Below are 24,489 nucleotides of genomic sequence, written 5' to 3' on the forward strand. Positions count from 1 at the left end.
TCTTGACAATCCATATTGTCTAATAGTTATTAATAGAAATAAAGAACTTTATAATAATTTTTAAAAAAGCAAAGCATATAACTGCCGAATAAATCGTCAATGTGCTACTTTAATATTTTAAAAATATGTTATACATAGTGACGAAGATTAACTATTAATTTGAATAAGTCATGAGCAACGCCAATAACCTTGAACAATTGCAACACTATACCACCATCGTTGTCGATAGCAGTGATCTTGATGCTGTACAAAAGTTTCGTCCGATTGATGCCACCACCAACCCTTCACTGATCACCGCAGCTGCAAATCAATCGCAAAATCGTAGCTTGATTGAAGATGCATTTGAGCTGGCACGTGCAGAAAACTATGAAGGTGATGCGCTGATTGAACGTAGCATTGATATTCTAACCGTCAAATTTGGTGTGGAAATCCTGAAATATATCGATGGGCGAGTTTCTACCGAAGTCGATGCCAGCCTATCATACGATACTGAAGCTACGGTACAAAAAGCCTATGACCTGATTAATCTATATCAGCGTTTTGGTATTGATACCAATCGCGTATTGATTAAAATCGCTTCAACCTGGGAGGGGATTCAGGCAGCAAGACAACTGGAAAGTGAAGGCATTCACTGTAACTTAACTTTATTGTTTGGCTTAGCGCAAGCACAAGCCTGTGCTGATGCCCGGGTTACGTTAATCTCGCCTTTTGTGGGCCGTATTCTGGACTGGTACAAAAAAGCGGAAAATAAAGACAGCTATCCAATCGAACAAGATCCGGGTGTACTGTCGGTTAAGAAAATTTTCCAGTATTACAAGCAAAATGAGATTAAAACCCAAGTCATGGGTGCCAGTTTCCGTAGCACAGCACAAGTACTGGCACTGACTGGTTGTGATTTACTGACCATTGCACCTGCCTTATTAGAACAGTTGTCTGCACAATCTGATCAAGTTCAGCCACAACTTTCTGTCGCACAGGCATTGGAGGCTGAGAAAATTACCCTTGAGCCGTTAAATGAAGCTTCATTTAAAGCGCAACTGGAAAATGATCTGATGGCATTCCAATTATTGCAAAGTGGTATTGATGGCTTTATTAAAGCCCGGGAACAACTGGCAACCCTGTTGCGTAGCAGCTTTGGTATTGCCAATATTGATGACTGATTAAACAGTTAAAAACACACAAGCGTTTATGTGACGTACATAAACGCTTATTCTGATGAATTAATCGACTTTTTTTACCACAATCGAACCAATCGAATAGCCTGCCCCAAAGGAACACAATACTGCATATTCACCTTGTTCAACCTCATGCCAAGTTTGATCCATGGCAATAATCACACCGGCAGATGAGGTATTGGCATAATTCTCCAATACATTCGGTGCAAGTTCTGGTGTAGCATCTTTACCTAGCAAGAGTTTTAAAATCAGCGCATTCATATTGGCATTGGCTTGATGCAACCAGAAACGTTTGGGTAGATGCACATCAATATTCAATTTTTGTAATTGATTCTTAATGGTTTGTGCAGCCATTGGACAGACTTCTTTAAATACTTTACGGCCATCCTGTCTAAAAATACGATCATTACGTATCGCATTTTCACTGGCATTTAAAAAACCAAAATTATTACGGATATTATTGGAAAATTGAGTTTCCAGATAGCAATCCACAATTTCAAAACCTGCTTTTTCTGTTGTCTCTTCAATAATTGAGGCCGTTGCTACATCACCAAAAATAAAATGGCTGTCCCGTGAAGTATAATCAATCTGCCCTGACATGATTTCTACATTGACCAATAACACCCGTCTAGCACCGGAATTAATCGCATCATACGCTTGTTTCAAGCCGAAAGTGGCGGCAGAACAAGCCACATTCATGTCAAAAGCATAGCCTTTAATGCCAAGTGCATGTTGAATTTCAATGGCAACCGCAGGATAAGCACGCTGAATACATAAGCTGGATAAAATCACCACATCAATATCATCAGCCGTAACATTTGCTTTTTGCATGGCAATTTTTGCAGCTTCAACACCCATTTCTGCTTGCAGTGAAATTTCATCATTCTCACGTTCACGCAAGTTTGGCATCATACGATCAATATCCAGAATACCTGTTTTTTCCACCACGTACCGGGATTTAATGCCTGAAGCTTTTTCGATAAACTCGGCTGTCGATGGACGCAGTGCTTCTAGCTCACCTGCGGCAATGGCAGCCTCGTGCTGCTGATTATAGCGCGCCACATATGCATTAAGACTCGCCACCAGTTCTTCGTTGCTGATGCTATCAGATGGGGCATATACGCCTGTACCTGTAATGCGAATACTCATGCAAAATTCCTTGTTTTATAGACCGAAACATTTTGCCACATTTACTGCCAAGCGTTGATGACCTAAAGTATCTGTTATCGTACAAGTTTGTGCTACGGTTTTAATTCTGGAAAATATTTGTTCTAATCACGTTTTTTCCACCAAATTCATCAAAATCGTGTCATTAAGCTGCAAAGTTTTCATGATTATGGTTATTTATGGCATTCCTGCACTGCTTATTATTTTTTTTGATGCTCTAAAATATGAGGCTCATATTGGCGATATCATTCATTAAGTAAAAATAATAAAGCGAAAATTTCACAATTTCCGCTTTGTTTCAATTCATAAAATTATGCCGCAGCAACTTTTTTCAGGATAATTGAGCCAAGAGAATAACCGGCACCAAAAGAACAAAGTACACCGTATTCACCATCATCAAGCTCATGTCCTGTTTTATCCAGCACAATAATCACGCCAGCCGATGAGGTATTGGCATATTCATCCAGTACAATCGGTGCACGTTCCGGTGCAATATCTTTACCCAGAATAAGTTTAAGAATCAGTGCATTCATATTGGCATTGGCCTGATGTAACCAAAAGCGTTTTGGCGCATGAATATCAATATTTAAACGGGTTAATTGTTCTTTAATGGTTTTTGCCACCAAGGGCGAAACTTCCTTAAAGACTTTACGACCATCTTGTTTAAACAACAGTCCATGCGTCGCATTTTCACTGGCATTTAAAAAGCCAAAATTATTGCGAATACTATTAGAGAACTGGGTAATCAACTGGCAATCTACAATTTCAAAACCCGCTTTTGCTGTTGTATCTTCAATGATCGAAGCCGTTGCCACATCACCGAAAATAAAATGGCTATCACGTGTACCAAAATCATTATGTGCCGAAGTGATTTCAGAATTGACCAAAAGCACACGTCGGGCACCACATTTAATCGCATCATGTGCCTGCTTTAAACCAAACGTAGCTGCCGAACAAGCAACGTTCATATCATAGGCATAGCCTTGAATACCAAGCGCAGTTTGAATTTCAATGGCGACCGCAGGATAGGCACGCTGCATATTCGAGCAGGATAAAATCACCACATCAATATCTTCAGCAGTAACCCCTGCTTTTTGCATGGCAATCTTTGCCGCAGCGACACCCATTTCTGCTTGTAATGAAATTTCATCATTACCACGTTCACGCAAATTCGGACGCAAACGATTAATATCTAAAATACCCGATTTTTCCACCACATGACGTGATTTAATCCCGGAAGCTTTTTCGATAAATTCTGCTGTCGATCCGCGCAATGCTTCAATTTCACCACGTTCAATTGCTTCGGCATGATCTTGATTGTAGCGTTCTACATAAGCATTCAAGCTGGCAACCAATTCCTCATTCGAGATTGTTTCTGGCGGGGTATAAACGCCTGTCCCTGTAATACGAATGCTCATGTACAACTCCTTCTTACTCAGTTTAACGGACATCCAACTGCGCCCAGGCTTTTTGCAATCGTGCAGGTGAAATTGCAAATCGGGTTTTCATTGGTTGTGCAAATAAAGAAATACGTAACTCTTCCACCATGGGATAAATTTGATGTGTTTTTGTTCTTGGAGAATTAAATAATTTATCCATCCATGGATCAACCACATCAATTGCGTCCTGATCACGTTTCAGATTATTCGGCAAACGTTCCAGTCGCACCTGTAACGCTTTCAAATAACGTGGATATTCTAACCAGATTTCGCTTGGCACCTGATAAGCAAATTCACTTAAACGCATTAAGTCTAACTGATCTTCAATATCATTGATACTTCGTTCAAATACATCAAGATCAATACCTAACAATAATTGACGGATATTTTGCCATAATTTAAAAATATCTGTAATTACAGCCAACACCTGTTGCCCAACACTTAAAAAGCGTTGTTTGGCATCCAGTAAAATTTGCTCAAACTGATCTTTGCTGGTCGCTATGGTTTGCAAGGTGACTTGCAAGGTGGCATAAATCAGAATCTTTTCCAGTTGTTGCTTTTCCCCTAAAGGTGAAAATGCCAGTGCCAGTGGTTTTGAAATCTGCTTTTTCAATTGACGGATTAAATCCCCCAGTTGCAGATATACCAGTTGAATCACACCTTCACGCTGCTGAAGCATTGCCTGTTGGAGATCATGAAAACGCTGAATCACCACGCCAGTTTTGGTATTAACATCCAAATCAACGAAAGCAGTAACAGGACTGAGTGCCTGATAATTTTGTACCACCACGCCAGATACTTTTTGTGATGACTCAAATACAAAATCGGCAGGAAATTCTGTGAACTCACCTTTCAACTGCTTAACTGGTCGCTGAGTCTGCACACGGCAACGGGCCTGTAATTCCTCTAAATTCCGCCCCTGATCAATCAGGTGATGACGCTCATCCACGACTTTAATCAGTGGCAATAAATAGGCAGGAATATGCTCGAAACTAAAATCTCTAGCCTGAATGCCCTCACCACGTAACATAAATGCAAGTAAATCAACTATATGTTTTTGCTGATCCGGTAAGCTAAGTTGCTGCTCAATCTTTCTGGCAGTATCGGGAATCGGTACCACTAGGCGACGTTTTTCTTTAGGCAAATTCTTTAACAAAGCTTCAATTAAATCCAATCGCCAGCCTGCAATTCCCCACGACCATTGATTTGCATCAATCTGTGATAATGCCTGTACCGGTACAGTGACCACCGCACCGTCGTCGTCGTGACTCGGATCAAAATGATATTTGACCGCCAGTTTAAGCTGACCATTTTTTAAATAGTCCGGAAACTGTGCTGTAGTTGGCCGATCACTCAACCATAAATCCTGTTCATTAAAATATAAAAACCGTGGATTGCCAGGTTCAATCGTTGCCCGCCAATCTTCTAAACTACGACGTGATGCAATCTCTTTGGGAATACGCTCGGCATAGAATTGATACAGTGTTTCTTCATCGACAATCAAATCACGACGACGTAGCTTATCTTCAACCCGTTCAATTTCTTTGAGCTTAAGTAGATTATGCTGTAAAAAAGGTGGCGTAATACCTAGATTTCCCGTCACCAGTGCATCCCGCAAAAAGATCTCGTGGGCGGCTTCCCGATCCACTTTTTCAAAATTGACCAGTTGCTTGGGCTGAATAATTAAACCAAATAGGGAAATTTGCGCATAGGCATTGACGATTCCGGCTTTTTTCGACCAATGTGGCTCAAAATAATGGTATTTCAACAAATCCCGTGCTGCCAGCAGAATCCATTCCGGTTCAATCTTCGCCAGTGTACGCAAATACACTTGCGAAGTTTCCACCATTTCAAAGGCCATCACCCAAGGCGTATTGGTCTTATGCAAAGTACTGGCAGGAAATACCTTGGCTTTTTGCTGACGCACAGCCTGAAAAACATTGCGTTCATCGGTTTTTTGCGCCACAAAAGACAATAAACCGGTTAACAAGGCACGATGTAAATTCTCATAACTGGCAGATTTTTCATTTAAACTCATGCCCAGTTGTTGTGTCATTTCCAACAATTGCTGATAGGTTTGTCGCCATTCGCGCAAACGCAACCAGCTTAAAAAATGCTGTCGGGCAAATTGGCGACGCTGATTTTCACTCATTTGCTGTTCATGCTTGAGTGACATCATGGTTTGCCATAACTTCACATAAAATAGAAAATCAGAATCTGCTTCTTTAAACAGTGCATGTTTCTGATCTGCCTGCATTTGCTTGTCTGCCGGACGTTCCCGTGGATCTTGCACAGCCAAAGCACTGACAATAATCAAGGTTTCCTGTAATACGCCAAAATGCGCACCGCCCACCAACATACGCGACAATCTCGGATCAATCGGCATTTTTGCCATCATTTGTCCGATTTTGGTTAAGGCATCTCCCCTATTTTCTTTTTTGGCAGAAGATAACGGTTTTTTCTCAGCGGAGGAATCCGAATGATTTAAACCCAAAGCTCCGAGTTCGATCAATAGTTTACGACCATCATTGACCAGTCGATGATCCGGCGGTTCGATAAAATCAAAATTTTCCAGACTACCTAAACCCAGACTTTGCATCTGCAAAATAACCGATGCCAGATTAGTACGCTTAATTTCAGGTTCGGTAAATTCTGGTCGACTTAAAAAATCTTCTTCACTGTACAAGCGGATACAAACACCTGCCGCAATACGCCCACAACGACCCTTACGCTGATTGGCAGCAGCCTGTGAAATCGCTTCAATGGGTAACCGCTGAACCCGTGATCGATAGCTATAACGGGAAATACGAGCAAAACCACTGTCAATCACATAGCGAATATTGGGCACAGTTAAAGCCGTTTCCGCCACGTTGGTGGCAATAATAATACGCCGTCCCTTACCACCGGGATTAAAGATTTTTTGTTGCTCAGATAACGCTAAACGGGCATATAACGGTAGAATCTCGGTATGGCGTGGGCCATATTTTTGCAGAGTTTCCTGCAACTCCCGAATTTCTTGTTCGGTACTGGCAAAGATCAGAATATCAGCATATTCCGGATGACCTTTTGCTTCGGCATCAGCAAAGCATTCTTCAACAGCCTGCACTACAGCACGTGGTAAGTTTTCCTCAAAATCATCAAAGGCATCATCATCACTGCCACCAACGGTCATTTCCGAAATTGGACGATAACGCACTTCAACCGGAAAACTACGCCCTTCAACTTCAAAAATCGGGGCATCATGAAAATATTGACTAAAGCGATTGACATCCAGCGTTGCCGAAGTCACGATCACTTTCAAATCTGGGCGCTTGGGCAAAATATTCTTGATATAACCCAGAATAAAATCAATATTTAGTGAACGTTCATGCGCTTCATCAATAATAATGGTGTCATATTTGGTGAGAAAGCGGTCATGTCCCAGCTCTGCCAGCAAAATCCCATCTGTCATTAAACGGACAATCGAATCCTGATTGCCCTGTTCATTAAAACGTACTTTAAAACTGATGCTTTTACCCAGCGGTTCGCCCAGTTCCTCTGCAATCCGTTGTGACACACTGCGCGCTGCAAGTCGACGTGGCTGAGTATGGCCGATTAAACCAGTCAACCCACGTCCAGCCAGCATGGCAATCTGGGGCAACTGTGTGGTTTTCCCCGAACCAGTTTCCCCGGCAACAATAATCACCTGATGCTTTTGAATGGCTGCGACCAGTTTGTCGGCATATTGGGTAACGGGTAAGTCTTGATTTAATTTGATCTGTGGAAAATGTTGCAGACGCGCGGCGACATGTCGTTTAGACTGGGCCAACAACTGCTGATATTTATGCTCATCCTGCTGTTTGCCTTTTTTTAACCGATACAAGCGATGACGATCTTTGGCCATGACTAAATCTTGTATATCAAAATCGGTTGTTGTCAAACTGTCTTCCCACTCAAAATAAATAAAGCAGAGTATTCTACTCCTTTTCCAGCATATTCTAAAATATTTTCTTTTATCGCCATCAAGTTACACATTGTCACAGAAATATTTTTGGTGTCGCCTTGAATTTTTTCTTTTCACCTTAATGTACTGTTACACTCCTTGATGTACAAATTTAAGTGGTTTTGATCATTAAATTGTCATGTGATGAGGATAGTGTGTATTAAAACTCATGATCCTTTTGATATGTTCGATGTCGATCAAATTTTCCGATTATTTGTATATAAAAATACTGTTTTACCAATTAAAGAATTTACACTATTCTTAATTCCGAAAGTTAAACATTCATTCACTCATTAATGGAGATACGAAATGAGCTTAATTAATACCGAAGTAAAACCATTTAAAGCACAAGCCTACCACAATGGTCAATTTGTTGAAGTAACAGAAGCTGATCTGAAAGGCAAATGGTCTGTTGTATTTTTCTATCCAGCTGACTTTACATTCGTTTGTCCAACTGAGCTTGAAGACTTGGCTGACAACTACGAAGAATTCAAAAAATTAGGTGTTGAAATTTACGGTGTATCTACAGATACTCACTTCACTCACAAAGCTTGGCACGACACTTCTGATGCCATCAAAAAAGTTCAATATCCTTTAGTCGGCGATCCAACTTGGACTTTATCTAAAAACTTTGACGTATTAATCGAAGCTGATGGTCTTGCAGATCGTGGTACTTTCGTAATTGATCCAGAAGGTAAAATCCAAATCGTTGAAATCAATGCCGGTGGTATTGGCCGTGATGCATTAGAACTTCTTCGTAAAGTGAAAGCTGCACAATACGTTGCTGCTCACCCAGGCGAAGTTTGCCCAGCAAAATGGAAAGAAGGTGACTCAACTCTTGCACCATCTATCGACTTAGTTGGTAAAATCTAAGTTTTAGATTCTTTTAAATAGAATAAAAAGAGCATCCAAGTGATGCTCTTTTTTTATATGCGTCATTTGGTCTTTTATTTACTTTGACGCATGATGTAATTGAATTATCATAACGCAAAAATGATCTAAAGCCGGATTATCATGTTATTGCTTATTATTGCTGCATTGTTTAGTGTTTCAGTTTCGGTTACGCTAAAAATCTATAAAAAGTATCAATTTAACATTTTACAAATTCTTGCTTTTAATTACGTGAGTGCTAGTTTACTTGCCTTTATCTATTTAAAACCAGACTTTAGCCATTTTAATCTGCATAGCTCATGGTGGTTAATTATATTACTGGGCATATTATTACCCAGTATTTTCTGGTGTCTGGATCGTGCCTTGCAGCATGCAGGTTTAATCAAAACTGAAATCGCACAGCGTATTTCCGTGGTATTAACCATTTTGATCTCTGCAATGATTTATCAGGAACATTTTAGCCTGTTAAAAATTGCTGGTATTGCACTGGGAATCATTGCTGTACTCCTCATGTTAATGGGTAAATCAGGTGCACAAGCAAAAAAACAATCCGGCGCATGGCAATATATTCTTGCTGTATGGATTGGCTATGCAATGATTGATTTATTATTCAAATATACCTCAAGTCTGGGACTACAATTTAGTAGCACCCTAACCGCAATTTTCTGTTGTGCGGCACTGGTCATGTTTGCAGTGAATTTATTCAAGTCTGTTCAATGGCACAGTGCAAGTATTTTTGCTGGATTAGGGCTTGGTGTACTGAATTTTTCCAATATTTATTTTTATCTACAAGCACATCAGCAACTCAAAGATAGCCCAGCAATTGTCTTTGCTGGCATGAATATTCTCGTGGTGTTGTTTGGCGTCGTCGCAGCAATCCTGATCTTTAAGGAAAAAATGACGACAGGAAAAATCTTAGGCGGTCTTTGTGCAATACTTGCGGTATATTGTTTGATGCAAAGTATGCTTTAACCCATACATTGATAGGTTAAAACATACTTTCAAACATTGATTTTTAATATTTTAGAAACTAAACCCTTAACTTTATACTTTAAAGCTTATACCTTAAAACTTATACTTTAAAATCATCACCTAGATAAACTTTGCGCACGGTATCATTGGCAAGGATTTCATCAGGGGTACCTTCTGCAATCACGCTGCCTTCCGACACAATATAAGCTTTCTCACAAATCGCCAAAGTTTCCCGTACATTATGATCGGTGATTAATACACCAATACCGCGATCTTTTAAGGTACGAATAATATCTTTGATGTCACTGACAGAAATCGGATCGACCCCTGCAAATGGTTCATCGAGCAACATAAACTTAGGATCGGCAGCCAGCGCACGGGCAATCTCGGCACGACGACGCTCTCCACCGGAGACACTCATCCCCAATGAATCACGGATATGAGTGATTTTAAAATCGGCAAGTAATTCATCAAGACGTTGTAAGCGCTGTTGCTTATTTAAATCCTTGCGTGTTTCCAGAATCGCCAGAATATTTTCGCCAATGGTCAATTTACGAAAAATCGAGGCTTCCTGCGGCAAATAACCGATTCCCTTACGCGCACGTTCATGCATGGAAAGATGGGATAGATCCAATTTATCCAGATGAATCGAGCCTTTATCCATACGGACCAAACCTACCACCATATAAAAGCTTGTGGTCTTTCCCGCACCATTTGGTCCTAGCAAACCAACAATCTGCCCACTATGAATGGCAAAGGAGACATCTTTTACCACCCAGCGTTTATTGTAGTTCTTGGCAAGGTGTTCAATACATAGAGTTTGCACATGTTCTGCCATTAATTTCTTACCCCTGAAAAACTTTGCTGGGCTGATGGTGGAATCACAATCTGGATACGTCCGTTATTACCACCATTGGCCTCGATATCTCCCTTATTCATGCTATACGTCAGGTTTTCACCTTTAAAGGTTGCACCATTTTGTGAGAGGAATGCGTTACCAGATAATGTGATAATTCCAGTTTCTGCATTATATTTGATATTGCGACCTTCACCTTTTGCAATGCCACCTTTAGTGTCCATTTGTTGCTGGAATTTGGCAGGTGAACCCTGTGCAGTAATTAACTGAATTTTATTACTGGAGTTTAAATTTGCCACAATTGAACTGGCTTGAAATTTTAATGTACCTTGCTGAATCACCACATTTCCAGTATAGGTGGTGATACCGGTTTTTTCGTTAAAGGTTGCTTTGTCGGCTTCTAGGGTAATCGGTTGATTACGATCACTTGGAATCGCATAGGCAACATTTGCCAGAAGTAAGGCACAGCTTCCTACTGTTAAGAAAGACAAAACCCATTTACTTACAGCATTAGGGAGAAGATGGTGCATACTTACCTCGAAGTGCAAATAATTCATATTGACCAGTGCTTAAATTGGCTTTTAATCCCTGACTAGTAAATTGTGCTTGGGGACTGGTCACCTGTACTGGACGATCAGTTTCAATGGTATTGTTTTTTGTTAAACCAAGTAAGCGATCTGTTTTAAAGATCACACTTGGATTGTTATCCGCAGCCAAACGTGAAATGGTCACATTACCGAGCATTTCGATATTGGCATAATCATTGGTGGCAATACTTTTATCCGCATGAAATGTCGCGCTTGGCAGACCTGCTTCATACAGCATACCCTGTATTTGCTCAATCTCGGCGCGACCTGTTTGCATCCATTGCGTCATATGTTTGGCACTGGCTTTGGCATATAGTTGCCCGTGTTCATTGGTTTGAACCACCTGAATATTGTCCGCAGTAGAATTTAGGTTCTGACTGCCTGCGGTTTCAAGCTTTTTACTTTTACCACTGTAATAGTAAAAGCCACCGACTACGGTCACAATAACCAGTGCAATCGTGTAAAGCAGTCGGGTATCCATCTATAAGCACTCGCAGAATCTATCAATCATTAATGTGGGGCGGCAAGGAATTTATCAAGCACCTGATCGTAAACATTTTTTGCATGTAACAACATGTCACATACTTCACGTACAGCACCACGTCCACCATATGCCTGTGTCACCAAATCGGCACGGCGGCGTACTTCAACATGGCCATTCGGTACAGTAACTTTCATCCCAGCTATGGCAAATGCCGATAAATCCGGCCAGTCATCACCCATATAAAGACAATCTTCCGCGAGCAATCCAAGCTGCGCACAGGCTTCACGCAAGGCTAGACCTTTATCTTCACGGCCCTGAAAAACCAAATCCACACCTAAATCCGTCATGCGTTTTTCAACAATCTGACTTTTGCGTCCGGTAATAATAATGACCTTCATGCCAATTTGCTGGACTAGCTTCATGCCTAAACCGTCACGAATATCAAAAGATTTGATTTCATCACCATGATTGGTCAAGGTCACAAAACCATCACTTAAAATGCCATCTACATCCAGAACCAAAGCCTGCATATGACGAGCTTTTTCCAATAAAAGATAAGATGACATCGTTATACTCCCGCACTAATTAAGTCATGCATACTGATCACACCAATGACTTTATTTTCATCATCAACCACCACAAATTGATTGATTTTTTTATCACGCAGCGATTGTAAAGCTTCGACTGCCCGCATTCCAGCTTTTATTGTAGAAGGATTTTTGGTCATCACTGCCGAAACAGGCGTATGTACATTAAATTGTTGTTCCTTGTCCAGCAGTCGACGTAAATCGCCATCGGTGAAGATACCCAATAAGGTATTTTCATGATCTACCACCGTGGTCATGCCTAGACGCTTATCCGTAATTTCATATAACACTTCATTTAATGGTGTATCAGGAAAGACTTTCGGTAATTCTTCTGCCTGATGCATTATGTGCTCTACATGCAATAATAGGCGTTTACCTAATGCGCCTGCCGGATGAGAACGGGCAAAATCATCTGCGGTAAAACCTCTTGCTTCCAGTAATGCGATCGCCAGTGCATCACCCAAAGCCAATGTTGCGGTGGTACTTGAAGTCGGAGCAAGCCCCAATGGACAGGCTTCCTGTAAATGTCCCAATGTTAATGCAACATCCGCATTTTTTGGCATTGGTCCGGAATCATCGGCACTCATGGTAATCAGTGGGACACCCAAATGCTTGACCAATGGCATCAACATCATGATTTCATCACTTTTACCCGAATTTGAAATCGCAATGAGGACATCGCCTCGAACCAGCATACCCAAATCGCCATGCCCTGCTTCACCTGGATGCATAAAAAAGGAAGGTGTGCCCGTGGAGGCAAATGTAGCAGCAATTTTACGCCCAATATGTCCTGATTTTCCCATACCTGTTACCACAACACGACCTTTGCATTGCAGTATAATTTCACATGCCTGACTAAATCGATCATCAATTTGTGTGGAAAGGATTTTTAGAGCATTTTGTTCAATGAGCAAAGTTTCCAATGCACTTTCAATGAAATTGACAGGTTGCTTTTCGGTTGGCATGGTCAAACTTTTAATCCTTAAATAACGATAAGACTTCTAGATAGCTGGCATTCAACGAAATATCATGCAGTCGATATAAAGTTGTAAAATGCCAACATACCATCATCATTTTATTTCGCAAATTGTAGCATAAGCCCGTATATAAATATGACTGAACTGTATTTGTATGATAAAAATCATACAAATGGTTGTGTAATTTGATTTATCAGTTATGATTTCCATTTCTTTATATACGCTATCTATTCGCAATGCATTCATTTGTCCTTTACAATTCTGAAAAACGTCAAAAAGTTGAATTCCAGCCTTTAAAAGCAGGCCATATCGATCTATATGTCTGCGGGATGACGGTTTACGATTATTGTCACATAGGTCATGCCCGTGTGATGGTGGCATTTGATTACATTATTCGCTTTCTACGTAGTCAGGGCTGGCATGTCAAATATGTGCGGAATATCACCGACATTGATGACAAAATCATCAATCGCGCCAATGAAAACCACGAAACCATTCAACAGCTTACTGATCGTTTTATCACAGCAATGAATGAAGACGCACATGCGCTGGGTTGTCTTGATCCCGATGAAGCACCGCGTGCCACAGACTATATCCCGCAAATGCAGCATATGATTGATGAATTGATCCAGCATGGTATCGCCTACCCTGCACCAAATGGTGATGTTTATTATGAAGTAGAAAAATTTAAAGATTATGGCCGTCTATCGGGGCGTCATCTGGAAGATATGCAAGCCGGTGCAAGTGAACGTGTTGATGTAGAAGTTGAGAAAAAACACCCGTTTGATTTTGTGCTCTGGAAAGCTGCCAAACCCTCCGAACCCTCATGGCAATCCCCTTGGGGCAATGGTCGTCCGGGCTGGCATATTGAATGTTCTGCGATGTCTACCTGCTGCCTTGGCAATCATTTTGATATTCATGGCGGTGGTGGAGATTTGATCTTCCCTCATCATGAAAATGAAATTGCACAAAGTGAAGGTGCAACTGGTGAAAAATATGTTAACTACTGGATGCATGTAGGCTTCGTCAATGTTGATGGTGAGAAAATGTCTAAATCTTTAGGCAACTTTTTTACCATTCGTGATGTGATGCAAAAGTTTCATCCAGAAGTGATTCGTTTCTTTATCATGGCATCACATTATCGCAGTCCTATTAACTTTTCGGATCATGCCTTAAAAGAAGCCAAAAATGCCCTGACCCGCTTTTATCAAACAGCGAAAGGCATCCAAAATAGTGATGAAGTCAAACAGATTCTGGTTTCGATCAAAGAAGATGCCATCAAACAAAGCGATGCCTATCAAAATTTTGTTAAGGCCATGTCTGATGATTTTAATACACCCGAAGCCTTATCAACTCTATTTGAATTGAGTCGCGAAGTAAATCGTGCTTTAAAAGCCAATGAATGGCAAACTGCGGCACAAGCATATGCAGTACTGCAAAAGCTAAGCAATATTTTGGGCATTGTGCAACATGATGTGGAGGAATTCCTGAAATCTGATGTTGGACAACAGGCACTTGAACTCTCTGAAGCTGAGATTGAAGCACAGATTCAGGCACGAGCCGATGCCAAAAAAGCCAAAGATTTTGCCCAAGCCGATGCAATTCGTCAGGCATTACTCGATAAAAATGTGGTTTTAGAAGACAGTCGACAAGGAACCACATGGCGACGTGCTGATTAATTCGACAACCGATTGATCACTGTGTAAAAATATATTGACGCTTGAACAGAGTTAATTATAATACGCAGCACAAAGCGGGAATAGCTCAGTTGGTAGAGCACAACCTTGCCAAGGTTGGGGTCGCGAGTTCGAGTCTCGTTTCCCGCTCCAAGATTTACTCTTTAAAATCAATAAGCTGAAAGGTTTTAATAATCTTTTGGCTTTTTTTTTATTGTCGATAGGTCAGCTTTGATTACTCAAAATAATCAAATTTCGCATTAAAAAACGCTTTATATTTCCGCGCGACACCAAAAAAGTTAAGGTCTTTTGTACTTTTTCAAATTTTGGTGCCGTTGTGACACCATGAAATTTGGAGTGTATTTACATGCAAAAACCTGTCAAGCGCGGCAATGCCTGGCGTATTACTGTCCGCTACAATGGCCAACGCCATACAGCCACTCGTGATACCGCACAAGAATGTGAGCAATGGGCCGCAAAAAAACTTCTTGAATTACAATCTTCTCCTCAATCTGAGGAAAAGCCAAAGATCCACATATCTTTCCATTCATTACTTGACCAATACTATAATGAAGTTGGTAAGACAATGAAAAGTGCAAAGTTTATTGCACAGCAATTAAAATCCTTGAGAAAAACATGGGGGCCAATTGCTGATGATTCTATCCATGATCTAACACCAGTCAAAGTAAAACAATGGCGTGATAAGCGTCTTAAGACTGTAAAGCCTGGTACCGTTATTCGCCAGATGGGATTGTATAGTTCTGTATTCGATCATGCACGAAAAGAATTATTTCTAACCAAAGAAAATCCATTCAAAGAAATTTCCAAACCACCCGCCCCGCCAGCAAGAAATCAACGTATTTCAACAGAAGATGAGCTGAAAATTTTAAAAGGTTTAGACTATGAATGGGGTAAAATTCCTACACAACCTAGGCATTATGTAGCATGGGCTTTTCTTTTCGCACTTGAAACAGCAATGCGTAAATCTGAAATTTTAAGTATCCATAATGAGCATATCTTTGCTGACTTTGTAAAACTCAAAGAAACGAAAAACGGCACATCAAGAGATGTACCGCTTACCGCACGCGCTAAAGAGCTTATTGCCTTACTGCCGAGTGATGTGAGCGATACTCGAATGGTGCCTCATAGTTATAACTCATTTAGATTATTGTGGGAACGCAATTTAAGGCGAGTAGGTTTAGCTAGGACAATTCACTTTCATGATACAAGGCATGAGGCAATCACTCGCTTTGTTCATCAATATAAATTGCCCGTTGAAATTCTGGCTAAAATCACAGGCCATAAAACGATTAGCATTTTAGTAAATACTTACTACAACCCGACTGCATCCGAAATTGCTAAGATGCTTGAAGTGGCATAAAAAAGCGAAGCCTAAGCCTCGCTCACTTTGGTAGCAGTCACATTATTTAAGATCGGCAGATTATATCGACTATCTGCCGGACGTGATGTTTTGCCGTACCACCTAAATTCTTGAAAGTCGGATTGATTGTACAGTGCATAGCTAACCATATTGTTTTGATTACCGCCAATACACACCAGTTTACCATCTTTGGTTTTACCGGTAACAAAACAAACATGTCCACCACCGCTGCGGGTTTTAATTGCCACACAACCATATGCCGGTTTAAGTAGCTTTGCTCCACCTTCTGCGTATGCTAATGCGCGGTACCAGTGTTTAGGGTACGCAACCCCGGCTTGTTTCAGGCACCAAGCAACAAATACACCGCACCATGGCGTTTCGTCTTCAGACCACCATGCACCAAGCGATATCAACCAAGACAGAATTGTTGGATTATGTGCGGTTTTACTTGTATTTTCTTTTAATCCAATATGTTTTTTGGCTTCGACCATCCAAGCCAGATCATTACTTGACACAGGCGCACTTACAAGCGGCTGAATTGTAGCAAACTGATTTAGATCCGGAGCGTGCAATTCCGGCTGATATACTTTTTTACCCGCTGCGCCAGCTATAAAAACCAAAATCGCTGATGCAATCGATTCATAGCCGCTTGGCAATAATTTTGCATCAAGTGTAAATTGCAGCACCAGTACAAAAATTGAAATAAATAGTGTTGCTATGGCTGACCATTGAGTTGACTTAAATTTCCAGATGCTTTCGTTGATAAGGTTCATTGCTTATCATCTCCCAAGTCTTTATTGATACGTGCATCAACCCATAGGCTCCCTTTAAATCCGATCAGGCCGCCAAGAAAGATTGATATTTCAGAAGAGAGTTTTAAGTATTGAAGTGTGCTTGAGACCGCAAGTGTAAGACATCCACAGATCAATGCTTCCACCCAATCCAGTTTACCTTTGCGCTTAATCGATTTGAGCGCAGATGTAATAATCGAGAGAAGTAAAGCCATAATCGTCACTCCGTATATGGTTAACGTATCAACCAAAAACTTATATACGCTAACCAAAAAATCCCAGACACTCATCTTTACCCCAATAAAAAAACCCCGCTTAGCGGAGTTTAAATCTGGATTTTAAAAATACGGGTTTTCCTGTTGACACTAAAATTTTTGGCAATAAAAAAGCCCTAAGCTATTTAAACTTAAGACTTGTGGTGGTTGGTTGTGCAATTATGCTTGTCAAATTAAATCGTTATAGCACCTGCAGCTCGAAGTATGAATTTATCTGTTGCACCCCAGCCTGTCGGAAATCTTATAACCACTCGAATTGTATCGACTTGTGCATATACACCAAGATCCGTATTTAAGATTTGTGCTGCACGACCATATTGATTCAGCGGAAATACATTTGCAGCAGCATTGTAAAAATTAGCATCGCCAAGCGACGTATTTGAACCGAACCCAAGTTTCGAGTTATATGCAATAAACGACATAGTCCAATCTATTTTTGATGTGCTAACACCTTCTGTCCAAGCACAAGGGATTAGCGCAAAAAAATCTTTGATACGGTTCTCCACCTGACCACGTTATTGCTCTTGTTCGCACAAAGTCTGTGTCGTTACGTTCACTTGTAGATAGCAGTGTTGATTCAGATGTAACATACTCAACATGATTCGGTCTTAGCGTTGCACCAAAGCATGTGCCAAGATGAAAATATTCACCTTTATTCCACACGTAAGACCCACCAAAACCAGTGATATGGCCGTTCCACGACCTGTTCCATAAAGCATGCATATTATTCTGCATGATGCAAAAATTAAAGCTCATGCGCTCGCCGTTATCCTCTCCATCAATTAACCATGTCGCATAATAATTCTCAGACCACTTGCAATTGTCGAATTCACAGCCCCATGAATAGTTGCCGTTGCAGAAGCCAATTCCGAACCGAATCCATGATGTGTCTTTATAGTGCACTTGTGCTTGGCGCAATGTGCTTTCATTGCTGTATGCTGCATAACCAATAATTTTGGTATCTGCTTGTGTCACCTGCGGCATATCATTCGCATATGATGTTGCGAGGTAAAAAGACACCTCGTTTAAATCAACGCGATCTCGATAACATGCTACAGAATCATTATTACTAAGACCGAAACCAACTCCAGCAAGACATACTTTTAGCTTTGTACCATCTAGCGCTGTTGCTGTTGGGTGTTCGTCATAATTACCATTGGCATCAAACGCCCACTCACTTGATTTACCAATAATTTTCAAAAATGTAATATTAATTTTAATGGTTTTATTACAACGTAATTTAGGTGGCGGAATAATCGCAACACGACGGGCAAGCGATTTAACTGCTGCACTACGATTTGTCGCCAGAGTTAAGCATGTGTTAATCACATTTTGTACTTTATCTGATTGATCGTAGTCATATGTGCTAAATACACCACCCCATTCCATCGGCACTTCACGCACTATGCTTCCGTCTGAGTTACAGCGCGTCCAGATGTTTGAGCCGTTTTTAATATTAATTACTGCATCATCAGCAAAAACAGTAGATGACATCTCAGCTGCATACCGAAAATGACCACCCCCTACAACCGAACCTTCAGAATACTCAACTACAAATACAATTTCATTGGTGTATTGCGGCTTTGTTAAACGCAACTCTGCAATTGTCGCAATACATCGAATCCTGTCGCGATCAAAAAACCAGTTTCCTTGTGTGTATTTAAAGTTACCTTCTCTTTTTACATAAACAGTCCGCCCTTCCCAAACTTCCAAATTAGCAAGATCGGCAATTGATTCTACTGTCGTGACTGTTTTTTCATTAAATAACTTTTGTGTGGGTAAGTCATCAATGCTGGTTCCAACAAATACGCTTGGCAAACCAATGACAGGCCGGCCAAAAATAGCGGAAGCGATACCATCGATATATGCTTTAAGATCGGCTTCTCGTTGTTTTGCTAAATTATCATAATTAATATCGGCTAAGATACGAGATAAAGTTTCTTGATCGAGATTTGAATACCATTCTTGTAATATCGCTGTGATCTTATCAAGCGCACGCTCAAGCGCGTCAGGATAGAAATTATTATAATTGGTAATATCAAGTAATTGATCTACAGCGGTGCTACCCATAATGTAAAAAAATTGGGTAATATCAGGTGGGCTAATAAATGTGATGTATCCACCTTCCTCATCATTGTTTAAAGTTACGGTGTATTTCGTAGGATCAATCTCTTCAAATTCGGATCCATTTTTAACTCGTACAGTTATACCTGTGGAATCTTCTTGCTGAAACACATTGAAAGTAAAGTCAAAACGTACTTGTACACCGTCACCCACATACAACGGGCTAAGTCGATCCGAAACAGGAACGGTCATAAATTCCACCAATAAAAAGGCTATATCTCTATAGCCAATTTTAAAGATGGACGTTTTGATTGATAGGGGCACAAAGCCTGCACTGTCAACAGGCTAGACAGTAAAAAAGGCTTTTATTTCACTTATGATTTTTTCAACCCATTTTATGAAGTCATCTTTTTCCAAAATATCAGGGGCATTTGAAAACTCTATCCGATAAGAATCTCTATTACCCACCGAATTTACGTGCTCAAAATTATTATCTATAGAGATCAACTGATTTTGAATACTAATAAGACTAGATAAATTCACATAACGGAAAAAGTTTCTAATATTTGTATTAGAATTTCCATTAGAACTATCAAAATAATCGGATCGAATAAAATCATCATACTTATTGGATAAATCCACGCTTACTTCTCCTTATTCACTTGGCGCATGTTTACCAGTGATCGTACCACGCACTGCATCTGTGATGCTATTAGGTTCATCTTGTTTGCCTTGTTCGATTTGCAACCAATAGTGAGATGGTTTACCTAGCATGGCAAAAGGAATGCCAGTTGCAAAAGTTGCACTATTGAGTGCATCTCGTGCGAAGCGCCCTTGATTAACTTCCTTATCATCGTCCAGTGCTCGGTTAGCATGCTGGATTAAAGCAAGACCAGACTCACCCATGCTAAATACTGGTGATGCTGTGTATCGATCATTCATTACATTGCTATCTGTATTACTTAAGCGAAAAACTACCTACCCACTTTACCCTGCTTACCGAAAGTTATAAAGGACTGCCAGCGGAAGAACTAAAAATCTCATTCCGCATTTCCACCCAAGATGCAGAACCTACTTTTATCTTACGTTTTGTCGGATCGGATGCGCATGACCAACGCCGAGCCGATCAGTTCACACAATCCCTAGAAGGTAAATTGTTAGGTATTGGTACTTTCTACCAAGGTGAATTTTCAGCATAAACCAATCGCACCCGGCCCAGTGCCGGATGCTTTGGAAAGTGAATGTATTGCTGACCCTCTGCATTCACTTTCCAAAGCATCAAGCTTAAGGAACAAAGTAAATGACTCCCCTATTCTGTGACCTTGAAACATACAGCGAAGTACCGATTAAAAACGGTACACATGCCTATGCCGAAAAAGCAGAAGTTATGCTGTGGGCATATGCACTTGAGGATCAACCTATTAAAGTTTGGGATTTAACCGCAAATTATGAAATGCCAAGTGATCTTAAAGCGCACTTGGCAAACCCAGATATTCTAACCGTTTGGCATAACGGCGGTATGTTCGATACTGTTGTTCTTAAACACGCACTGAAAATCAACCTACCCTTGAATCGTGTACATGACACTATGGTACGTGCATTCAGTCATTCCCTGCCCGGTTCACTTGATACCCTCGGTCAGATTTTTGGTTTAGCTCAGGATAAGGTAAAAGATAAATCGGGTAAGCAGCTCATTCAGTTATTTTGCAAACCTCGTCCAGCAAACCAAAAGATACGTCGTGCTACTAGTCAGACCCACCCTACCGAATGGCAAAGATTCATCAATTATGCCAAGTCAGATATTGAAGCAATGCGTGAACTTTATAGAAAGTTACCCCTGTGGAATTACCGTGGCACAGAATTAGAACTTTGGCATCTGGACCAGGTTATTAATAACCGCGGTGTATGCATCGACATGGATCTTGCTCGGTCTTCTATTCAAGCGGTTGAACAAGCCCAAAAGGTTCTAGCTAGACGTACAGTAGAATTGACCGATGGTGAAGTACAAGCAGCCACTCAGCGTGATGCAATGCTTGAGCATATGCTCAATGCGTATGGGATTACTTTACCTGATATGCAGAAAAGCACCCTTGAACGTCGCTTAAATGATGACAGTCTGCCATTGCCTTTACGTGAATTACTAGCGATTAGGCTACAGGCATCTAGTACCAGTACTGCAAAGTATAAAACATTGATTAATGCCACCAGCTCGGACGGCAGATTAAGAGGTACCTTACAGTTTAACGGTGCATCACTTACGGGCCGTTGGGCAGGCCGTTTATTCCAACCGCAAAACCTACCTCGTCCGGGATTAAAGCAAAAGCAGATTGATATTGGCATTGATGCATTAAAGGCAGATTGCGCCGATCTGATCTTTGATAACGTCATGGAGCTAACCAGTTCCGCAATCCGAGGTTGTATCTGTGCACCTAAAGGCAAAAAGTTAGTTGTTGCCGACTTATCAAATATTGAAGGTCGGGCACTGGCATGGCTTGCAGGCGAATCATGGAAAATCAAAGCATTCTATGATTTCGACGCTGGCAAAGGGCATGACCTTTATAAGTTATCTTACGCAAAATCTTTCGGCGTATCGCCGGAGGATGTGGACAAGGAGCAACGCCAAGTCGGTAAGGTACAAGAGTTAGCCCTTGGCTATGAAGGTGGCGTAGGCGCATTCCTAACCTTTGCCGCAGCCTATGGACTTGATCTTGATGCAATGGCAGAACAGGCATTTAGTAATATCGATCAATCTATCATGAATGAGGCCATCCGTGCATGGGAATGGCACAAGAAAGAGAAGCGCAACACTTTCGGTCTTAAGAAAAATACATGGCTTGTTTGCGATTCTTTTAAACGATCATGGCGATATGCACATCCAAATATATCCGCATGGTGGAAGGAATTGCAACAAGCAGCGATTGAAGCAATCAGCAAGGCGTATTCAGCTAATAAATCGTAATTCGGTGTTGCGACGTGAAGTTGTTTATCGGCCTGTGGCAGAGTCTCAACGAGCTTTTTCAGTAGTGGGCCAGCAGGCCAATCGCGTAATCCTGAAATGATTTGATGGGCGTGAACGTTATCGTGATATGCAACAAAGCTTGCAGTTAGTTCGACTATACGAGTAGTCAGAGTCTCATCCTTGATGAAGTCCATAGCGGATTCAAAATCATGTCTACCCTCATCAAGAGCGGAGACAACTTGCTGCCATTGTTGCGCCTGAGTATCTGTCATACCACCAGTCAACTCGGCTCGAAGGTGACGCTCTAGGGCTGGCATCCCAAAATTTAGATCAAGTGCACAAGAAGTTCCTGTACCAAATAAAACAAAAGGCTTCTCAGTAAAAATCTCTGCAATCGCTTGATATGCTGATTCCTTTGTCAACACCATATACTGTCTCTCTTAATTAACTAAAACTCTGTGCTTACCGAACAATAAATATAATGCGCAAAGGCCTGTACTTTTACCAGTTTCATTGTCCCCAATTAATATATTAATACTACTATCAAAGCTAAGTTCAAGTGACTCAAATTTCAAAAATTATTAATGCAGTGTAAAATCTCGATTAGATATATCTTCCTTGATATTAGCTTCTCTGGCAACAGAAATGAAACAAACAATAATCAATAGCTATCTTTAAGTATTTTGGATTGAAACAATCCAGCCACCGTAAAAAATTTCCACCTGTGTTGAATGATTAAGTAACAGTGTTAATAATGAATGAAACCGTTTTTAAGGACAAGTACATAGAATGTAAGGAAATCCAAAGGCTTGGGAACATCTATAATCGCATACTAGTCCCAAAGAATGCAAAACGCTCACCTTCCGAAGCACTAAAATAGTGCTCATTCGCAATAACACCATCATTATATCCATGTGTTAAACATAGTGCATTTAAGCATTTGGCTTGAATTTCCTATTTAATTTGTTATTGTGCATCACTCATAATTGTGCCTAAATAAAAAGGCAAGCAATATTGCTTATCTTCATTATTTAAATTATGAGCAATTTGGTCATGTCTGGGGATTACAATCCAACAGATTGCTGAAATCTTTTAAACCAATTTGGGATGATTACGAGTTCCCCTTGTATTTTTAATTTTTCCAAGGGTTGACCATTTTTTGCAATTTTCCAAATCATTTTTTTTTGATTTGCATCAATCCATAAATCATCAAAAAATTTGATACCAGGTTCTAGTGCAATAAAGAATTTAGTTTCCTCATATTTGTTAGTTTCCTCATTTCTAAATTTTGCCTCAAAAAAACCTTCATTTAATGACAGTAAAATATATGGTATGTAATTTAATGAAATCCCTTTATAATCCCAAATCTTTTTTTTCGATGCCTCTGAAAGTAATTTTTTAAATGTATCAAATAAAATATTTTTCCCAATTATTGCTGAGCATGCCAAATAAATATTGAATAGATTTTGTTGAACTTCTTGTCGAATTATTAAGCCATGAGATTTATCAAAATGCCGAGCTGTGAGATGTTCGTATCGTTTATGATTCTCAAATTTGGTTGGACAAGCAGTATTTTTTGGATGATATAAATGAGCTGGCCTATTGGAGGAATATTGTGCTCGAATGTCCATTACGCTTTCACATACTTCACATAAGCCCTGCTTTATTCTGTTTTTGATAAACCATTCAATCGTTTGTTTGTCACGTGTTTCTGGATCTAATGCTGTATAAGCCATTTTTTAGTTCTCGGTTATTAAGTGATACTTAAATATATCAATAATAAAATACTAAATACCCATAATTTACAAATTTATAAAGTCTAATATTTTAAGTTAATTTTTTTCGACTACAATTCTTTTAAAAATTTTCATTATAATTATTATTTAATCTTGCAGTCTCAATAATTTACCTCCGATTCCTTCCTTGTTTGGTACTGGGGGATGTATTGGACTAGATTCTGCTGCACTTCTGTCAAGCCTTTGGCAATTGAATTTTACTATTTAGATATTTTTAAAGCTAAAAGTGTCAATATAATCTACTTAATCCGTATGCTTATTTAAACAACAAGCAATTCATTATGCACTTTCAAACTCACACGAGTCTGTAGCTGCAATCGCCTAAAAACTAGGTGTGGGTTATTCAACCTTAGACAAATGGATTCGTGAAGCTAATCCAGTGGGTTCAAGCAGCTCATGGATAGCTGCTGACATTTCTGAATAAGTTGAT

At 40.2% G+C, this 24,489-nt stretch carries 20 protein-coding genes, 1 tRNA gene and 3 pseudogenes; 8 read left to right on the top strand and 16 right to left on the bottom strand.

Going from position 1 to position 24,489, the window contains the following annotated elements:
- The first annotated feature begins 170 nt into the window (after positions 1-170).
- Positions 171-1,160 carry a transaldolase gene (gene tal, locus CAP51_RS07700; protein WP_087620168.1) on the top strand — a complete coding sequence of 330 codons (990 nt, stop codon included), beginning with the start codon at positions 171-173 and terminating at the stop codon, positions 1,158-1,160.
- Positions 1,161-1,220: 60 nt separating this feature from the next.
- On the opposite strand, the gene CAP51_RS07705 is transcribed toward tal, so the two are convergent.
- The 3 genes from CAP51_RS07705 to hrpA all read right to left on the bottom strand — a co-directional run bounded on the left by CAP51_RS07705 (position 1,221) and on the right by hrpA (position 7,664).
- Entirely contained in the window at positions 1,221-2,324 is a 1,104-nt protein-coding gene (locus tag CAP51_RS07705) for a beta-ketoacyl-ACP synthase III (RefSeq protein WP_087620169.1), read from the bottom strand.
- A gap of 329 nt (positions 2,325-2,653) precedes the next feature.
- Positions 2,654-3,760 carry a beta-ketoacyl-ACP synthase III gene (locus tag CAP51_RS07710; RefSeq protein WP_087620170.1) on the bottom strand — a complete coding sequence of 369 codons (1,107 nt, stop codon included), beginning with the start codon at positions 3,758-3,760 and terminating at the stop codon, positions 2,654-2,656.
- A gap of 22 nt (positions 3,761-3,782) precedes the next feature.
- On the bottom strand, positions 3,783-7,664 hold the full coding sequence (gene hrpA / locus CAP51_RS07715; RefSeq protein ID WP_087620432.1) for an ATP-dependent RNA helicase HrpA: 3,882 nt from the start codon (positions 7,662-7,664) through the stop codon (positions 3,783-3,785).
- 408 nt (positions 7,665-8,072) lie between these two features.
- Here hrpA and ahpC point away from each other — a divergent pair, with 408 nt between their 5' ends.
- Together ahpC and CAP51_RS07725 are read left to right on the top strand one after the other, a co-directional pair.
- On the top strand, positions 8,073-8,636 hold the full coding sequence (ahpC, locus tag CAP51_RS07720) for an alkyl hydroperoxide reductase subunit C (protein WP_087620171.1): 564 nt from the start codon (positions 8,073-8,075) through the stop codon (positions 8,634-8,636).
- 141 nt (positions 8,637-8,777) lie between these two features.
- Positions 8,778-9,626 carry a DMT family transporter gene (locus CAP51_RS07725; protein WP_087620172.1) on the top strand — a complete coding sequence of 283 codons (849 nt, stop codon included), beginning with the start codon at positions 8,778-8,780 and terminating at the stop codon, positions 9,624-9,626.
- A 100-nt stretch (positions 9,627-9,726) separates the two neighbouring features.
- Here the strand turns inward: CAP51_RS07725 and lptB are convergent, their stop codons facing one another.
- Genes lptB through CAP51_RS07750 form a run of 5 tightly spaced genes read right to left on the bottom strand, consistent with a single transcriptional unit; the run spans position 9,727 to position 13,105 of the window.
- Entirely contained in the window at positions 9,727-10,464 is a 738-nt protein-coding gene (gene lptB / locus CAP51_RS07730) for an LPS export ABC transporter ATP-binding protein (RefSeq protein WP_087620173.1), read from the bottom strand.
- Complete coding sequence (gene lptA, locus CAP51_RS07735) at positions 10,464-11,012, bottom strand: lipopolysaccharide transport periplasmic protein LptA (protein ID WP_087620174.1); 549 nt, start codon at positions 11,010-11,012, stop codon at positions 10,464-10,466. The genes lptB and lptA overlap by 1 nt, the downstream gene beginning before the upstream one ends.
- Positions 10,993-11,550 carry an LPS export ABC transporter periplasmic protein LptC gene (gene lptC / locus CAP51_RS07740; protein WP_087620175.1) on the bottom strand — a complete coding sequence of 186 codons (558 nt, stop codon included), beginning with the start codon at positions 11,548-11,550 and terminating at the stop codon, positions 10,993-10,995. Before lptC ends, lptA begins: the two co-directional genes overlap by 20 nt.
- A gap of 29 nt (positions 11,551-11,579) precedes the next feature.
- Positions 11,580-12,119, bottom strand: a complete 540-nt coding sequence (locus CAP51_RS07745) for a KdsC family phosphatase (RefSeq protein WP_087620176.1) — start codon at positions 12,117-12,119, stop codon at positions 11,580-11,582.
- 2 nt (positions 12,120-12,121) lie between these two features.
- On the bottom strand, positions 12,122-13,105 hold the full coding sequence (locus tag CAP51_RS07750; protein ID WP_087620177.1) for a KpsF/GutQ family sugar-phosphate isomerase: 984 nt from the start codon (positions 13,103-13,105) through the stop codon (positions 12,122-12,124).
- Positions 13,106-13,353: 248 nt separating this feature from the next.
- Here CAP51_RS07750 and cysS point away from each other — a divergent pair, with 248 nt between their 5' ends.
- The 3 genes from cysS (at position 13,354) to CAP51_RS07765 (ending at position 16,174) form a co-directional block, all read left to right on the top strand.
- Positions 13,354-14,796 (top strand): cysteine--tRNA ligase, encoded by a 1,443-nt coding sequence (gene cysS, locus CAP51_RS07755; protein ID WP_087620178.1) that lies wholly within the window; start codon positions 13,354-13,356, stop codon positions 14,794-14,796.
- Between the two features lie 74 nt (positions 14,797-14,870).
- A tRNA-Gly gene (locus CAP51_RS07760) sits at positions 14,871-14,946 on the top strand.
- 214 nt (positions 14,947-15,160) lie between these two features.
- A complete protein-coding gene (locus CAP51_RS07765) occupies positions 15,161-16,174 on the top strand; it encodes a tyrosine-type recombinase/integrase (protein WP_087620179.1) in 1,014 nt (337 codons plus the stop codon).
- An 11-nt stretch (positions 16,175-16,185) separates the two neighbouring features.
- Here CAP51_RS07765 and CAP51_RS07770 read toward each other — a convergent pair whose 3' ends face one another.
- The 6 genes and pseudogenes from CAP51_RS07770 to CAP51_RS07795 all read right to left on the bottom strand — a co-directional run.
- Positions 16,186-16,947 carry an NlpC/P60 family protein gene (locus CAP51_RS07770; protein WP_087620180.1) on the bottom strand — a complete coding sequence of 254 codons (762 nt, stop codon included), beginning with the start codon at positions 16,945-16,947 and terminating at the stop codon, positions 16,186-16,188.
- The gene (locus tag CAP51_RS07775; RefSeq protein ID WP_087620181.1) at positions 16,944-17,255 is read right to left on the bottom strand and encodes a phage holin family protein; all 312 of its coding nucleotides are present in this window, start codon (positions 17,253-17,255) and stop codon (positions 16,944-16,946) included. The genes CAP51_RS07770 and CAP51_RS07775 overlap by 4 nt, the downstream gene beginning before the upstream one ends.
- Before the next feature lie 158 nt (positions 17,256-17,413).
- Positions 17,414-17,662: a hypothetical protein gene (locus CAP51_RS07780; protein ID WP_087620182.1), complete on the bottom strand. Its 249-nt coding sequence runs from the start codon at positions 17,660-17,662 to the stop codon at positions 17,414-17,416.
- A 22-nt stretch (positions 17,663-17,684) separates the two neighbouring features.
- Positions 17,685-19,556, bottom strand: a complete 1,872-nt coding sequence (locus CAP51_RS07785) for a hypothetical protein (protein ID WP_087620183.1) — start codon at positions 19,554-19,556, stop codon at positions 17,685-17,687.
- A gap of 93 nt (positions 19,557-19,649) precedes the next feature.
- Positions 19,650-19,946: a hypothetical protein gene (locus CAP51_RS07790; RefSeq protein WP_087620184.1), complete on the bottom strand. Its 297-nt coding sequence runs from the start codon at positions 19,944-19,946 to the stop codon at positions 19,650-19,652.
- A 12-nt stretch (positions 19,947-19,958) separates the two neighbouring features.
- Positions 19,959-20,270, bottom strand: a pseudogene (locus CAP51_RS07795) (hypothetical protein); the annotation flags it as partial.
- Positions 20,271-20,604: 334 nt separating this feature from the next.
- Between CAP51_RS07795 and CAP51_RS07805 the strand changes: the two are divergent.
- Positions 20,605-22,236 (top strand): annotated as a pseudogene (locus CAP51_RS07805) (DNA polymerase); the annotation flags it as partial.
- A 467-nt stretch (positions 22,237-22,703) separates the two neighbouring features.
- Here CAP51_RS07805 and CAP51_RS17695 read toward each other — a convergent pair.
- Together CAP51_RS17695 and CAP51_RS07810 are read right to left on the bottom strand one after the other, a co-directional pair.
- Positions 22,704-22,838 (bottom strand): AAA family ATPase, encoded by a 135-nt coding sequence (locus tag CAP51_RS17695; protein ID WP_140404414.1) that lies wholly within the window; start codon positions 22,836-22,838, stop codon positions 22,704-22,706.
- Positions 22,839-23,327: 489 nt separating this feature from the next.
- A complete protein-coding gene (locus CAP51_RS07810) occupies positions 23,328-23,999 on the bottom strand; it encodes a hypothetical protein (protein ID WP_087620188.1) in 672 nt (223 codons plus the stop codon).
- Positions 24,000-24,333: 334 nt separating this feature from the next.
- Between CAP51_RS07810 and CAP51_RS17435 the strand changes: the two are divergent.
- A pseudogene (locus CAP51_RS17435) lies at positions 24,334-24,471 on the top strand (IS3 family transposase); the annotation flags it as partial.
- Positions 24,472-24,489 lie beyond the last annotated feature (18 nt).

Source organism: Acinetobacter populi (assembly GCF_002174125.1).
In the GTDB taxonomy this organism is placed as follows: domain Bacteria; phylum Pseudomonadota; class Gammaproteobacteria; order Pseudomonadales; family Moraxellaceae; genus Acinetobacter; species Acinetobacter populi.

Bases quoted from the DNA above. Each gene is read 5' to 3' on its own strand.
- tal (WP_087620168.1), top strand. From the start codon at position 171: ATGAGCAACGCCAATAACCTTGAACAATTGCAACACTATACCACCATC.
- CAP51_RS07705 (WP_087620169.1), bottom strand. From the start codon at position 2,324: ATGAGTATTCGCATTACAGGTACAGGCGTATATGCCCCATCTGATAGC.
- CAP51_RS07710 (WP_087620170.1), bottom strand. From the start codon at position 3,760: ATGAGCATTCGTATTACAGGGACAGGCGTTTATACCCCGCCAGAAACA.
- hrpA (WP_087620432.1), bottom strand. From the start codon at position 7,664: ATGGCCAAAGATCGTCATCGCTTGTATCGGTTAAAAAAAGGCAAACAG.
- ahpC (WP_087620171.1), top strand. From the start codon at position 8,073: ATGAGCTTAATTAATACCGAAGTAAAACCATTTAAAGCACAAGCCTAC.
- CAP51_RS07725 (WP_087620172.1), top strand. From the start codon at position 8,778: ATGTTATTGCTTATTATTGCTGCATTGTTTAGTGTTTCAGTTTCGGTT.
- lptB (WP_087620173.1), bottom strand. From the start codon at position 10,464: ATGGCAGAACATGTGCAAACTCTATGTATTGAACACCTTGCCAAGAAC.
- lptA (WP_087620174.1), bottom strand. From the start codon at position 11,012: ATGCACCATCTTCTCCCTAATGCTGTAAGTAAATGGGTTTTGTCTTTC.
- lptC (WP_087620175.1), bottom strand. From the start codon at position 11,550: ATGGATACCCGACTGCTTTACACGATTGCACTGGTTATTGTGACCGTA.
- CAP51_RS07745 (WP_087620176.1), bottom strand. From the start codon at position 12,119: ATGTCATCTTATCTTTTATTGGAAAAAGCTCGTCATATGCAGGCTTTG.
- CAP51_RS07750 (WP_087620177.1), bottom strand. From the start codon at position 13,105: ATGCCAACCGAAAAGCAACCTGTCAATTTCATTGAAAGTGCATTGGAA.
- cysS (WP_087620178.1), top strand. From the start codon at position 13,354: ATGCATTCATTTGTCCTTTACAATTCTGAAAAACGTCAAAAAGTTGAA.
- CAP51_RS07765 (WP_087620179.1), top strand. From the start codon at position 15,161: ATGCAAAAACCTGTCAAGCGCGGCAATGCCTGGCGTATTACTGTCCGC.
- CAP51_RS07770 (WP_087620180.1), bottom strand. From the start codon at position 16,947: ATGAACCTTATCAACGAAAGCATCTGGAAATTTAAGTCAACTCAATGG.
- CAP51_RS07775 (WP_087620181.1), bottom strand. From the start codon at position 17,255: ATGAGTGTCTGGGATTTTTTGGTTAGCGTATATAAGTTTTTGGTTGAT.
- CAP51_RS07780 (WP_087620182.1), bottom strand. From the start codon at position 17,662: ATGTCGTTTATTGCATATAACTCGAAACTTGGGTTCGGTTCAAATACG.
- CAP51_RS07785 (WP_087620183.1), bottom strand. From the start codon at position 19,556: ATGACCGTTCCTGTTTCGGATCGACTTAGCCCGTTGTATGTGGGTGAC.
- CAP51_RS07810 (WP_087620188.1), bottom strand. From the start codon at position 23,999: ATGGCTTATACAGCATTAGATCCAGAAACACGTGACAAACAAACGATT.